General features: G+C 62.4%; 9 protein-coding genes. 5 read left to right on the forward strand and 4 right to left on the reverse strand.

The genetic code is table 11. The features are described from left to right. Positions 1 to 6: 6 nt before the first annotated feature. The 4 genes from pgaB (at position 7) to AC07XB_RS15935 (ending at position 5,244) form a co-directional block, all read left to right on the forward strand. Positions 7 to 2,052, forward strand: a complete 2,046-nt coding sequence (gene pgaB, locus AC07XB_RS15920; protein WP_492830377.1) for a poly-beta-1,6-N-acetyl-D-glucosamine N-deacetylase PgaB — start codon at positions 7 to 9, stop codon at positions 2,050 to 2,052. Between the two features lie 59 nt (positions 2,053 to 2,111). Then, positions 2,112 to 3,434 (forward strand): poly-beta-1,6-N-acetyl-D-glucosamine synthase, encoded by a 1,323-nt coding sequence (pgaC, locus tag AC07XB_RS15925; RefSeq protein WP_492371364.1) that lies wholly within the window; start codon positions 2,112 to 2,114, stop codon positions 3,432 to 3,434. 13 nt (positions 3,435 to 3,447) lie between these two features. Beyond that, positions 3,448 to 3,891, forward strand: coding sequence for a hypothetical protein (locus tag AC07XB_RS15930; RefSeq protein WP_492371363.1), 444 nt, complete (start codon positions 3,448 to 3,450; stop codon positions 3,889 to 3,891). 114 nt (positions 3,892 to 4,005) lie between these two features. Then, on the forward strand, positions 4,006 to 5,244 hold the full coding sequence (locus tag AC07XB_RS15935) for a hypothetical protein (RefSeq protein WP_492809644.1): 1,239 nt from the start codon (positions 4,006 to 4,008) through the stop codon (positions 5,242 to 5,244). Between the two features lie 67 nt (positions 5,245 to 5,311). Here AC07XB_RS15935 and AC07XB_RS15940 read toward each other — a convergent pair whose 3' ends face one another. The 4 genes from AC07XB_RS15940 to AC07XB_RS15955 form a co-directional block, all read right to left on the reverse strand. Further along, positions 5,312 to 6,712 carry a hypothetical protein gene (locus AC07XB_RS15940; protein WP_492830375.1) on the reverse strand — a complete coding sequence of 467 codons (1,401 nt, stop codon included), beginning with the start codon at positions 6,710 to 6,712 and terminating at the stop codon, positions 5,312 to 5,314. Positions 6,713 to 6,805: 93 nt separating this feature from the next. Next, complete coding sequence (locus AC07XB_RS15945; RefSeq protein ID WP_492371360.1) at positions 6,806 to 7,384, reverse strand: glycine-rich domain-containing protein; 579 nt, start codon at positions 7,382 to 7,384, stop codon at positions 6,806 to 6,808. Between the two features lie 50 nt (positions 7,385 to 7,434). Further along, on the reverse strand, positions 7,435 to 10,824 hold the full coding sequence (locus tag AC07XB_RS15950; RefSeq protein ID WP_492830372.1) for a bifunctional diguanylate cyclase/phosphodiesterase: 3,390 nt from the start codon (positions 10,822 to 10,824) through the stop codon (positions 7,435 to 7,437). Positions 10,825 to 11,756: 932 nt separating this feature from the next. Continuing rightward, positions 11,757 to 13,562, reverse strand: coding sequence for a methyl-accepting chemotaxis protein (locus AC07XB_RS15955; RefSeq protein WP_492809636.1), 1,806 nt, complete (start codon positions 13,560 to 13,562; stop codon positions 11,757 to 11,759). A gap of 416 nt (positions 13,563 to 13,978) precedes the next feature. On the opposite strand from AC07XB_RS15955, the gene AC07XB_RS15960 reads away from it, so the two are divergent. Beyond that, positions 13,979 to 14,179 carry a hypothetical protein gene (locus AC07XB_RS15960; protein ID WP_492830371.1) on the forward strand — a complete coding sequence of 67 codons (201 nt, stop codon included), beginning with the start codon at positions 13,979 to 13,981 and terminating at the stop codon, positions 14,177 to 14,179. The last annotated feature ends 83 nt before the right edge of the window (positions 14,180 to 14,262 follow it).

The raw sequence follows: 14,262 nt of genomic DNA on the forward strand, positions 1-14,262 counted from the left end.
GTCATCATGCAAAAGCTCAATCGCCGAACATTCATCGGGCTCGCCGGCGCGCTGTCGGTGACCAATAGCGTCCACGCTGGCTATGCGCTGTCCTTGCTGCCGCCGCAGGATCGCGACGACGGGCTGACCTTCCGCGTACTCGCGTTTCACGACATCCGGGACGACCTGCGTGCGGATGTGGGAACGGTGGCAGATACCTGTGCGATCAGCACCGCCACGCTCAACAATATCTTCGCCTGGCTCAAGGGCAACGACTTCCACCCTGTCAGCGTCGACCAGATCATTGCCTCGCGCAACGGCGGCCCGCGCCTGCCGCCGCGTGCAGTGCTGCTGACCTTCGACGATGCCTACAAGAGCCAGTACACCAAGGTCTTTCCGCTCTTGCAAGAGTACAACTACCCAGGCCTGGTCGCGGTGGTGTCGCGCTGGACCGGTACTCCCCGGGACGAGCCGGTGCGCATCAGCCATAAGTCGGTGATGGCGCCAGGCTATTTCATGAGCTGGGACAACCTGCGCGAGATGGCTGAGTCAGGCCTGGTGGAGATCGCCTCGCACACGCACGACATGCACCACGGCGCAGTGGCCAATCCGCAAGGCAACGAACTACCAGCGGCCAGCGCGCACCTCTACCATGCCGACCTGAAACGCTACGAAACCGACCAGGAATACGAAAGCCGGGTCGGTGGCGACCTGAAGACGTGCTCGGACATGATCCAGGCGAAAACCGGGGCTCGGGTGCGCTCGATGGTCTGGCCCTACGGCATGTACAACGCGGCGCTGATCGGTGCTTCGCACAAACTGGGCATGAATGTCCACTTCACCCTCGACGACGGACCCAATACGCCCGAGGTGCCGTTGACCAAGATCAGGCGCCTGCTGGTTTCCTACGACTGGGATGCCGGTGTCATGATGGGCCAGTTCCGCCAGCAGTCGGCCTATCGCGGCGACAACCAGCCGGTCGAACGGGTTGTTAACGTCTCTCTCGACGACGTGTACGATCCGAACCCCGATCGCCAGGAGGCCAGGCTATCGCGGCTGATAGACCGGATCAAGGATCTTGAGCCCAAATCGGTCTACCTGCAGGCGTTTCACGATCCCGACGGCAGCGGCACCGCCCAGGCGCTCTACTTTCCCAACCGCCACATGCCGGTGCGCGGCGACCTTTTCTCGCGCGCGGCCTGGCAGCTGATCACCCGCGCTGGCGTACAGGTCTACGCGGCATTGCCGGTGCTTGCCTACAAGCTGCCCGCGGGCCATCCGGCTTCGTCCCGGCTGGTAGCGGTGATGCCGGCCGCGCCGGCCACGCCCCCGGACCCGCGCCAGCGGCAACGGCTCAGCCCCTTCGACCCGCTCGCCCGCAGCGTGATCCGCGATATCTACTACGACCTGGGCAGATACACCAGTCTTAACGGCGTCGTGTTTGGCGATGACGCGAGCCTGAGCGATGTCGAAGATGCGAGCGATGCGGCGCTTGCCGCCTACGCGGACTGGGGGTTGCCGCGCGAACTGGCTGCGATCCGCGCCAACCCCGATCTGCTGCAACGATGGTCGGACGCCAAGCTCCGGTACCTGATCGACTTTACGCGGCAACTGGGCGACCTGGTCAAGGACTATCAGGGCGGCGGCAATGTGCTGACCGTGCGCAGCCTGCCTGCCAATGCGGTGCTGCGTCCCGACGCGAGCATGCGCCTGGCTCAGGACATCGATGCATTCGCCGCGCAATACGACTTCGTCAACCTGATGGCCTACGCGGATGCCGGAGGCGGCCCGCCTTCGACGCCCTGGCTGGAGGGCCTGGTCCGCGCCGTAGCGGCGCATCCGGGCGCGCTGCCGAAGACCATCTTCGCGTTGCAGACACTCGATGGCCGAACCCAGGCACCGGTCGCCAGCACCGCGCTACGTGATCAGATGCAGCGCCTGCGCATGGCTGGCGTGAAGCACCTCGGCTACTGCCCCGACCAGTTCATGGTGAACCAGCCAGACCTGGCGGTGCTGCGGGATGTCATGTCCATGCAGAACCTGGTGCGACCGCGCAATGGCATGAAGGTTTAGACCAAGAGCCGGATCAAGAGCCAGACCAAGAGCCGATAGCAACAAGGTAGGGGAAGATTATGAAGAATACGGCAAGCCTGCTTTCGAATTTTGTCTTCTACTACCCACTGTTCATGTCCTACTTATGGATGACCGGTGGCCTGCTTCACTACTTCCTGATCGAGAGAAAAGAGAGCAAGAAAACGCGGGCGGACGTGTTGCTCGAGTGCCCGAAGGTCTCGGTGATCGTGCCCTGCTTCAACGAGGAAGCCAATGTGCGCGAGGTCATCGCGAACCTGGCGGAGTTGCGCTATCCGAACTACAACATCATCGCCGTCAATGACGGCAGCAGCGACGCCACCGGCGATATCCTGAATGCGCTGATCGATCAGTATCCGCAATTGCTGGTGATCCACCAGCACAGTAACGAGGGCAAGGCCATTGGCCTGACCACTGCGGCAATGCTGACCGATGCCGAGTACCTGCTGTGCATCGACGGCGACTCGCTGCTCGACCGCGAGGTGATCGGCTGGATGCTGCGGCACTTCCTGCGGGATGCGGGGGTTGGCGCAGTCACCGGCAATCCGCGCATCCGCACCCGGACCTCGCTGTTGGGGCGCATGCAGGTCGGCGAGTTCTCGTCGATCGTGGGCCTGATCAAACGGACCCAGGAACTGTATGGCCGCCTGCTGACCGTGTCTGGCGTGATCTGCATGTTCCGCAAGAGCGCGCTGCGCGGCGTGGGCTACTGGAGCCCCGACATGCTGACCGAAGACATCGATATCAGCTGGAAACTGCAGGTCAATGGCTGGCGGCTGCATTTCGAGCCACACGCGCTCAGCTGGATCCTGATGCCGGAGACATTCAAGGGCCTGTTCAGGCAACGCCTGCGCTGGGCGCGGGGCGGCATCCAGGTGCTGCAGAAGTATGCGGCGCCCATCGTCACAAAGAACAAGCCGATGATGTGGCCGATCTTCCTCGAGTATACGGTCAGCGTGATCTGGGCCTATTGCATGCTGTTCACCCTGGTGATGACGGCCGCGACCGCGCTGTTCGAGCTGCCCGAAGCCTGGCGCTTCGCCGGCATGCCGCGCGGGGCAGGCGTCTTTCTCTTTCTGACCTGCTGCGTGCAGATCCTGGTCGGCTGCGTGATCGATCGCTGCTACGACACCAAGCTGCTGCGCTACTTTCTTGACACGATCTGGTACCCGATCGCGTTTTGGACCATCAGCATGGTCGCATCGGTGATCGCCCTGCCCAGCGTGCTGTTGCACCAGCGCCGCACCCGGGCAAGGTGGGTCAGCCCCGACCGCGGCATCCGCGAGGACGCCCCCGCGTCCACGCCGCCAAGGTCACCTGCGCCCGCATCTCCAGTTGTCGGGCAGCTTGAAGAGCATTCTTGAGGAGGAGTGAGACATGAAAGAACCCATCATTGACGCGTCCAGCACGACATTGCAGCAGTATCTGCAGCACCTTGCGCGGGGAAAGGCGGTCCGACGATATCTCTGGTATCGGCTGGCGCGGCCGCTGCTGGTGGCCAGCATCTGGGTAGCTGCGGCGTTCTACATCCACTGGTGCGTGGCCTCCGCGGGAAGCGGCGAGTTCTCGCTTGGGGAGATCATCCCCGATGCGTTGACCGTCCTCGGGATAGGGCTGGCGTTCACGGCGTGGACGTTGGCGCGCCGCTTCGGGACAAGCGTTTCCAACCTGAAACAGCCTGCCCGGGTGGCGCCGATCTCGACGCTCGACCTGGCCAAGGATGTGGTGCTCTCGGTTGGCACCGGTCGTCGCCTGGTGGCTTTTCACGACGAAGACGGCCTGATCTCGCACGTTGCGCCACTACAGCAGGAACTGGCCTGAGCAGCTCCGCGGTTTGGCCTCGCGCGGCAGCCGGCGGTGCCGCCCGCTGTCGCGCGAGGTCCTCATTGAATGGTCTTGGCATTGTCCATTGTCACGAGGAAATGTGGAGTAGCCATGCGTCCGCTCGTCATGATGTGTGGCGCTTCTCTAGTGCTTGCCGGTGCGCTGCTGTGCTCGCCGTCGGGTGCGCGTAACGAAGCCCGGAACCATAGCCGCGCTGATACCCGGCCGCCCGCCAAGGTCCGCCCGGCGATCGATCAGCGCGCCTTTATGCATGGCATTGGCGCAGCCACCGGGCCTGGGCAGACCACCTACGTCTTCTTCAGCAGCTCCGGGCTGCCGCCGCGCGGCCCGGATCGCAATCGCAACTGGACGCACGACATCTACGTCGCCGAATGGAACCCGGCCCAGGCCAGTCTTGGCAAGCCCCGGCTACTGGTCGCCGAGAAGGAAGCGCAGGAGCCGGTGTCAGTAGCGCAGAACGCCGCGGGCCGCATCATGCTGACCTTTGAGGATGGCTCGAATACCACCAACAGCGTCAGCCAGCGCTATCGTGTGTACGGCACGGACCTTCAATCGCAAGAGGCGAAATCGACTGACGTCTGGTCTGGCGGGCACTCTGGCCACGTGACGGCGGTAGGGGACAATTTCGTGGTGTTTTACTCGGACGACTGGATCGATGGTGGCGGCGTGGACAACCTGGGCACCGGGAACGGCGTCTACCTCAAGACGTATGACGGTAACGGCCGGCTGCTGCAAAGCACTGAGGTGGCGCCGAACAAGCGCGAGTGGTGGCCATTGATTGCAGGCTCGAAGGAGACGGCCTTGCTTGCCTGGCAGGAGTTCGTACCCGGCGAGACGCACGCCAGGCTGAAGACGGCCGTCTATCGGCCCGTCGACGGAGCGCTGACTGGCATGCAAGCACTGAATGGCCGCCTGAAGTACTACACCTACAGTGTCGCCTATGTCCCGGCCCTGGACAGCTTCCTGCTGGTCGGCACCAACGACTTGGGCAAGGGCTTCGCGCATCTGCTGGATAAGGCCGGCAGGGTGAGTGCCTCGCTGGCCTGCATGCCGGAAAGCGTGCGCGAGGCCAGCATCACCGTGGTCGGCGACATGGCGTACACGCCTGCGGCGGACGGCCGCCTGCTGCACCTGAAGCTGTCCGCCGGCACGATTGAGTTGCGCGGTAGCCAGCCATCGCCGATTCCATGGACTTATGCGGGCAGCCTTGGGCTGGTGCGCTCGTCATCCATACTGCACTGGGTGTCGCTTACGCCAGCGGGCTTGCGAGAGAGCGATTTTGATTTGAGCCGGGCGACGCCGCCTTCGGCCGCGGATCTGTGCCGGTAGGCAAGTATCCGCCGCGCAATGTGACCCGTTTGGCGCTGCATCGATCACCGATGCGTGCTACACAGGGTTACTTGTTGAGCGGTGTGTTTTCCTCCAGTTTTGAGTAACCATGCGCTTCAATGACGGCGGGGTCCACAACAATGTACCCCAGCGATCTCAGTAGCGTCACTGCCTCAATTTCAGCGTCAGTGTGAGGCGGGTGTTTTGAAGGCGGCACGAAGGACGCGTCTGATCTCGCAGGCGTATCGTGCGCGAGCGGCCGAGCATGGTCGACCTGACTGCTAGCGATGAACTCGCAACGCTGCGCGTTGGGTTTCCAGGTAACCTCCACCGCGGTACAGAACTTGCCGGTAAAGATCTTGAGTTGCATGCTTGCTTTCAGCCACGCGACAAAGGACTCGCGAGACGCAGGCTGGTAGCCTTGCAACAGAGTTTCAAGATTCTTCTGTGGCAAGCCTTCCGTTTGGGAGGAGGGCTCTTCTAGCAGTGATAGCTGCAGCGCCACGCGCTCGCGGTCAGCTTCCTCGTAGATGAGGTATTCGTTGTCAACGACGCCTTCGCGTAGCAGTTCGCACAGCAACGCCCAAGCCCTGGGATTCTTCTCGATGCAACCTTCCAGGCCAGGGTCCAGGCTCGTTAGAATCGCTGGCATCGATTGGTGCCTGCCGGACACGACTTCAAGTGCAAAGGAAGCGGCATTGCGTGATGGGCTAGCCCGGCGCTGCAGCATTTGCATGGACTCGTCCTTGTACTCCTGGATCTCGGCAAGGGTCTCGGCAGCTTGGCTCCAGGCGTACTTCTCGAGATTTTCAGCTAGTTTTCGCGTAGCCCTGGCCATGTCATAGGCGAGAACGCCAACATAGCTCTTGCACGCAGCGCATTGGCACTGGAGACGCCCGTAATGCAGAAATCCAGCATACACCCGCTCCTGATGCCCACAGTGATCACACTCAAGCGCAAAGCCGCCCTGGCGCGCCGGGCGCTGATTGGCAAGTAGCCCATCGACCTGGTATCGCGCTGGATGATCGCAACACGGACAGCCCCATATGATCTTGTGGGAGCCATCGCGTGCCGCCACCCTGCCAAATTGACGTTCCAGCGCACTGCGCGGAATGCCCTGCGCCCGTCCGAGCACGTCGGCTGAATAGCGCCAGTAGAAGTAAGAGTGAGCGGCAGCCGCCACCTCCGGACCGTACTCGCGCAACTCCTGTAGCACCCGTGGCGTGTGCCGAATCCGATCGGCGAGGCTATCGACCATGAAGGACCGGCCCGGAACAAGCGCCTCCAGGGCTTGGCGGCTCTGCTCGACAAAGGCAGGAACATGATCGCGGCGAATGGCGTTTTCCTCCTTAAGCCAGCGCGAATGTCCCGGCAACGTGTTAAGCGCATCGATGGCTTCTTTGAGTTCTGCAATCGGCGGGCAAGCCAGGAAGGTAAACGGCTTGCTAAACAGCAATGAATCCATCATCGCATCGTCTCCCACAGAATGGCACCCCTCCCGGACGTGGTCGGGGTGCCGTGAATGCGCCTACGGCCAGTTGGCACGGCACTTCGCAACGCATCAGTGACGCGGCAGCCCCACAGGGCAAGGCGCGTCCCGACCGCAGGACGAAACGACTCCGGAGGTGATCGCGCAGTACGCCGCTTGCGTCCCATTGGTGATTGCGCAGTACGCTGCCTTGGCGTCCGCGGGCTCGGCTCCCAGCGTGGGCTTGCCCTCGCTCGTGACCGCACAGTAGGCCGCCGTCGCCGGTCTCAACCCAAACTCGCGCGCGCTAAGCCGGGCACTTGCCTCGGCCAACGCGCGCAGGCGGGCTTCATCCTGTGGGCCATCGATACCGACGTAGGGGTCATGATGCAGGACATGGCCAAAAATGTGCTCACAGTCGTTCGCATAGCGCCTGGTATCGACGATATGGGCGTGCCAGAACGCGTCTACCTGTTCGCTGGGCACGACTGGTGTGTCGGGGTACTTTGCCGCTAGCTTGAGAAACCTGCGGTAGCCGGCCTCGGCATCGGCCAGGCTTTCGGGGCTCCAATGGGCGGACTTGCCATGTAGAAGCTTGGCTTTGATCCTCGAGAAATCGAGCGCATCGATGGCTTGCCATGACCGTTCAATCCACTGTTTCTGCACTGTCATGATGTGTTCCCTCCTGTTGTTGACGCTGGGGCGCGCGCCGGAACTCAGAATCAGGCGCGCATCGGCTGCGGTCCCTGTTCAGGCAGCAGACCGTGCACGGTATGGCCAGCGAGGAACGCGGTGACGTCCTCGGCCGGAATAGGGCGGCTAAAGTAGTAGCCCTGGACTTCGTCACAGCCCTCGCGGCGAAGAAAGTCCAGCTGAGCCTCGTTCTCGACGCCTTCGGCCACGACCTCCAGCGCCATCTGATGTCCTAGCCCGATGATTGCGCTCGTGATTTGCGCATCGCTCCTGCTATCGGGCAGATAGCGTATGAACGAACGGTCGATCTTCACGGTGTCAATCGGGAAACGGCTCAGGTAGGCGAGCGAGGAGTAGCCGGTGCCGAAATCGTCAATGGCCAGCCGTACCCCGGTTCGCTTCAGGCGCGACAGCCAGCGCGCCGCTTGCTCGGCATCGCGCATGACCATGCTTTCGGTTAGTTCGAGTTCGAGCAGATACCCTGGCAAGCCGGCTTGCTTCAGGGCATCGAGCACGACCTGCCTCAGGTCCTTGTCGGCAAATTGCCTTGCGCTAAGGTTGACCGAGACGCGTATCGGGGCATTGCCGTCGGCAAGCCATTGCGCATTCTGGCGACAGGCCTCACGCAGTACCCACGCGCCAATCTGCACGATGGCCCCGCACTCCTCCGCAACCGGAATGAAGTCAGCGGGCATCACCATGCCGAGCTTCGGGTGGCGCCATCGGATCAGGGCTTCGACGCCGGTACAGGCATTGGTGTCCAGCGAGATGCGTGGCTGGTAGTGCAGCACGAACTCATTGTGATCGAGTGCGCTGCGCAGATGCGATTCCATGTCGATGCGATTCTGCAGGGTCACACTCATCTCGCGCACATAGTATTGGAAGCCGTTCTTGCCGAGCTGCTTGGCGGCATACATGGCGAGATCGGCATGCTTTAGTAGCGTCTGCGCGTCATTGCCATCTTCGGGGAAGGAGCTGACGCCAATGCTTGCCGTCACCTGCAGCTCCTTGCCATTGACGACAAAGCCGGATGCGAGCGCGGCCTGGATACGCTTGATGATGCGGTGCAAAAGGGAGAAGTCGTCGATTGGCTCGACCAGTACGACGAACTCGTCGCCACCGAGCCGGGCAATCAGGTTGGCTTCGCCAAGCGTGGCGCTAAAGCGATCTGCCACGGCGCGTAACAAGACGTCGCCCGCGTTGTGGCCCATTGTGTCGTTGACCCTCTTGAACTGGTCCAGGTCAACAAAGAGGATATCGAGACGGTGTTGACGGGAGCGGGAACGAGCGAGGCTGCTCTCGAGATGGTTCTTGAACATCAACCTGTTGGGCAGACCTGTGAGCGCATCGTGATTGGCAAAAAAGCGTAGGGTCTCCTCGGCCTGGCGACGCAGCAGGAAGTGGCCAGTGTGACTAGCTATCGCGCTAGCCATCGCAAGCGCATGTGGATCGCGTGGACGCTTGGTGCGCGAATACATCTCCACCAGTCCGAGCGTGGTCGTGCCCTTGCGCAGTGGGAAAGCGAATACAGTGCGCACGCTCCCGTCGGCCAGCCAGCGATGCTGAGGCAAGCGCGCGATGGCACCGCGGCCCGCATACCAACGCGGTTCCGTCAGTACGTCTGCCTGATCTGCCTGCGGATCGGCCGGGCGCCGTGCCAGCCAAGCTTCCAGTTCTTGCTCTCTGGCCCGGCAAACCGGCGCAAGCGCCAAGCCACGTCCTGCATCCGAAGGCCAGAATGCACCCGCCTCCCATTCCATTCCCGCAACCAAGGTACGGATGATTTTTTCCAGGACTTCGGCTTCGCTAGACACGGTGGCGAGATGCAAGGCAACCAGATGCTCCTGTGCGCGAGCCTGCTCGATGAGCTTTCGCTGGGTGATGTCTTGCGCGGTGCCGCGCAGGACGGCCGTGCCCGGTGGGCCATGCGCATGGCCGATCAGGTGAAGCCAACCCATGCGTCCACGTAACGAGCGGTAGGGGCATTCGAGCTCGAAAGCGACGCGCTCCCGCAAGGCGGTTTGCATCCTCTGCCGCAACACGCCGCGGAAGCGAGGATCGGCTGCGCCTAGCAGTGTGTCGGGCGTGGGATCCAGCGCTCGCACACCCAGCAGCCGGGCCATCTCGCTGGAGAAATAGGCCGCATTGCGCTCCAGGTCAAGACGCCAATCCCCCAGGTGCGCGATCCGCTGCGCCTGGGCAAGGCCCTCTCGACTCTCGCGCAGGCTGTGCGTCATGCCATCGGCCACCGCCAGGGCTCGTGACCGGGAACTGGATAGCGCGTAGGCCAGCCCGGCCAGCAGCGCGGTAATGATCAGCCCGGCCCCAAGCACCACACTCTTCAGGTAGCGTTGCGGGCCCACCATGGCCTGGGCGTCGGCGGAGAAGACAATGAGCCAGCGCCGTCCTCCAAACGGCTGTGTCATCTCCTTGCGCTGGAAGGAACGATCGTCCGATACGCTTGCCCGCTGGGGCGCGGATGGCTCGTTGCTGGCGGCAAGCCGTGCGGCGCTGGCCTGGCTAGCCGCCTTGGCACTGGCGGGGGCGGTGGCCGTCATGCCGCCGGCGCTGTTGTACAGCAGAGTCGCCGGGGACGGCGGTACTGGTTCGCCATCGAGTTTCCCGGCGTCGTACAGTTCGAAACGAGTCCCATACACGCGCTCGCTGCCGGCAATCTCCCCAAGCAGCCCGCTGATTCGTATGCCAGCACCAACGGAGCCGATATAGGCACGGCGGCGCTGCTCCACTGAATCGAGCGGCTGGCCTTTTCTGTAGACCGGAAGGCGCAAGGCAATGCCGACGTGGGGACCTTTGGCTTCGCTGAAGATCAGGCGCCCGCTGCTCACTGCCTGCCCGCTGTCACGGGCTCTTTCGAGAGCGGCCAGGCGCCCCGGCTCCGCACCCATGTCGATGCCGATCGACGGCAGGTTGCTCTGGAACAGCTCGACATAAGTCAACACGAAATAGGCTGGCCGCTTCCCTGCAGGGTGGACGGAGAACGCCACGCCGGCCTCGCGCAGGACTGGGTCCTTGCGCTGGCTGGCGACAAAGCTGGCCAGCTCGGAGGCCGGCACATAGGGCGCGTAGTTCAGCGTCTGGAACCCGGGATAGCGCTGTTCCAGGTTGAGGCCATTGACGAAGTCGCGGAATTCCTCGCGCGAAACATCATCACTAGCGCCGAAGAGCGCCTGCATGGTTACCAGGACGTCGGTGTAGAGCCGGATACGCGTATCGATCTGCTGGACGATATCGTCGGTATCGCTCTTGAATCGCAGGCGCGCATCCCTCTCCAGCAGCTCTGTGTACAGCGAATGCACGACGATCGTGCTAAGCAGGCCGAGCAGCAGCGCGCCGAGCGTGATGACGGTCGTACTGACGCGTCCGATCGGACGCAACAATTGCGTCAGTAGCTTGCGCACACGATATCCCCCAGGAACGTGACGTGTGGACTGCAGACCTAAGCGATCAAGCGGCGATGGTGTCAGCCGGCTACTGCTGGGCCGCCGCCACCGGGGCGCGCGGATTTGCGCAGCGTTCTTTTACCTGTCTCTACAACGTTATCTCAAATTGGAGCGGGGGCAAGGCCGAATACGATTGTCGACTCCCCACTTAAGTGGGGGGTACGCCCTATGTGCTTAGTCAAGCATGAGGGGCGCAAAGGTTGCCACCGCTCGGCATGGGCGACGGGCGCCGCGGCAAGCAACAGCGACAGGGAGGCGAGGGGCGGAGGAACATAGCGGATGCGAGGCGAGGGAGTTTGAAGGTCCCGCGTAAAGAATCGGTACCCTCCCGTACTAGAAACTACCTCACGGCGCCGTGCGGTCGATCTGGCAGGTGGGCGAGGCGCAGGCGCAGCGCAACCAGCGCGGGCCGCGATGATAGCAGCCGAGCGGGAGAAGGCCGGCGCCGGGCTCGACTAAGCCAGGCGAGCGCGCGCGACGCCACAAGAAGAATGGGGCTCACTTGGAATCCATCGATCCGTTGCATTGACCGGTTGCATCCACAGTCAATATGGGATGGACCGAGTCTCAGAGCAACGAGAGCTTTGTTTGCTGCAGTCCCGCCGTGACTGAAGGCGAGCCATTTCAGGCTGTGGAGGGGATGGTGGGAAGCAAGTTCGCAACGTCAAAGCAGGCCGGCAATCGCGATGGGCCAAAGGTTGGTTCTCTGGCAGCAGCCCGCAGACAGCGGCACCGACATGAACGCGCGGACTCGCCATGCGGACATTGGAATGTGCATCCCCACCTGTCGAACAACATGTCAATCAGCTTGCAGTCCGGGAGGCGTGCCGACCTCCAGATCTGAATCCTTGGAGGCGGACTGCCGCTATCGACCGAGGTACAACATCGTGTTATGCCTCGTGCAATTGAAATCGTGCCACTGTTCGCGCGAGCTCCCGTGCCCGATCATTAAGCATCGATGATGCTGCCGCAGACTCCTCCACCAGCGCAGCGTTCTGTTGCGTGGCTTGATCCATTTCTGACACGCTCTGGTCGAGCTGTCCAATACCTGTGTTCTGCTCGCTCACCGCACCGTGTATCTCAGTAATGATCCGTCGAACGTGCTCGATGTCCTTGACAATTTCGGTCATGGTCGAGCCCGCTGCCTGGACGCGCTCGGTGCCGCTGCTTACGCTGGCTACGGAGCTTTCGATGAGTCCCTTGATCTCCTGGGCGGCTGTGGCACTGCGCTGAGCCAGGGTTCGCACCTCGCCAGCCACCACGGCAAAGCCGCGGCCCTGTTCCCCGGCACGCGCCGCCTCGACTGCCGCGTTAAGCGCTAGGATATTGGTCTGGAAGGCGATGCTGTCGATCACGCCTATGATTTCCGTGATCCGTCCCGACGATTTGGCAATCTCGTCCATGATGCGCACAGCGCCAGAGACAACTTCGCCGCCGCGCGCCGCGGTGGCGCTGGCGTCAGTCGCCAACTGCGTTGCCTGTTCGGCCGCTTCCGCAGTCTGCTTTACGCTCGATGCCAGTTGGGTCAAGGCTGCCGAGGTCTGCTGCAGATTGCTGGCTGAGGCTTCCGTGCGGTGGGATAGGTCGCGATTACCTGCCTCGATCTCGCCAGTTGCCGAGGTCATACCCTGCACACTGGCACGCACGTCGACCAACACGGCGCCGATCTTCTCTACGAAGGCGTTGAACGACGCGGATATCTGTGCCACCTCATCATTGCCCACGACATCCAGCCGGCGGGTCAAGTCGCCCCCGCCAGTCCCGATGGTATCCATCGCGTCACGTACCCCGGAGAGCCTGCGGAGTGCTTTTGCGGTAAAGAAGGTGGCAATGCCGAGCGCCGCCAGGGTAAGCAGGACCAAGGCTATGCCCATGGCGCTTACGACGTGGCGCAGGCCTACGGTGGCTTCGGCCTTATCGAGCGCGATCACCAGATACCAATCGGTGCCGGCGACAGCCTGGGCCTTTAGCAGCTTCGGCACGCCCTGGATTTCCACTTCTAGCGGCGCACTAGCCCGAACCAGGTTCTCGAGCGTGGCCGGCGTCAGTGCGGCTGTCACTTCGCTGACCGGCTTTAGCATCTGATTCGCATCGGCGTGGGCGATTACCTGGCCATCCCTGGCTACGACGAAGGCCAAGCTCGAAGGCGTTGGATGTATCGCCTTCACGACCTCTCGCACGCCTTCCAGTGGCACTGCGCCGCTAACGGCACCGATTGCCGCACCGTCACGGATGAGTGGCGCCGCAAAGGAAACGTATGGCACTCGAGTCGAGACATCTCCATACGGCTTGGTCACAGTCGGCTTGCCCGCGGCCAGCGCCGCTTTGTACCAAGGGCGCGCGGTGGGGTCGTAGTCCTTCGGCGTCGTGCTGCTGCTCGAGTAGTATGACTTGTCGCTCCACCCGATGGTGGTCACGGGAAAGCCGTTGGCATCACCCATGAACTTGACCAAGCCAGCGGGGTCGCCTTTCTCCACGACCTCCGCTGCAGTCTTGACGGCCAAAGCCTTGGCGGCGACCCATTGTTCGATCGCCAGCGTGTTGCCACTGGCGATGGCGCTAAGGTCGCTCTCCATTGTTGCCGTCATATTTGCGCGGACGATGCCATAGGTGGCGGCACCCGAGAGTGCGAGAGCGCCGACAACCGTGGCGGACATGATCAGAGCGATGCGGGTGCGGAGCGAGGATGCGGTCATACCGAAGAGAGTGATGTTACCTGGGTGAGTCGGTCTGAGTACGGCATTATCGCGGTGCCTGAGACCACGGCATCGGCCGGTCTTAGGCGCCACAGAGCTAACTACGGCAACCGAGCGGGCAACTTTAGGCCGGCGGCAAGAACCGGCGCAAGTGGCGTACGCCGAGCCCGAGGGTGGGCTGGAACATGTTCTTCGCTCGGGTAGAGCGATCTATGTAGGCGGCGGAAAGGATTGGTGGGGAACTACCGTCTCTTCGTCAGTCTCCCAGGGGAATTCCACATCCCAGGTTGGCGTGTTGCCAGCCGCGTTTCGGGACGTCTATCGCGTGGCTCAAATGGGTGGCCTTGCCAGCGGTTTCCAGCGCTTCACAGACGGGGAGGTCGGGGCAACTCTGACGTTGCCATGGGTGCCGGAGCTTGTGCGCCAATGCGGATCACGCGCAACACAAGGGTATCCGTTTTGTCGCGGCATGGAAGCAGGTGCCCGTCGCCGCAATCGAAATATTGCTCGATGCCATCAAAACTACGGTGCTTGATCTCGCCATCAACATCGATCGCGAGAAGCTAGTCGCGAGCGTCCGCCAGCGAACTCCCGACGACTATTCAAACCTGAACTGAATTAGGCCGGCCGGCAGAATATCCAAGTGCGTTCAGGACACCAGCGCCCTGCCAGATTATCCGGCAGGGCCTATAGCGTGCAA

The organism is Cupriavidus sp. GW821-FHT02F09 (assembly GCF_059421605.1).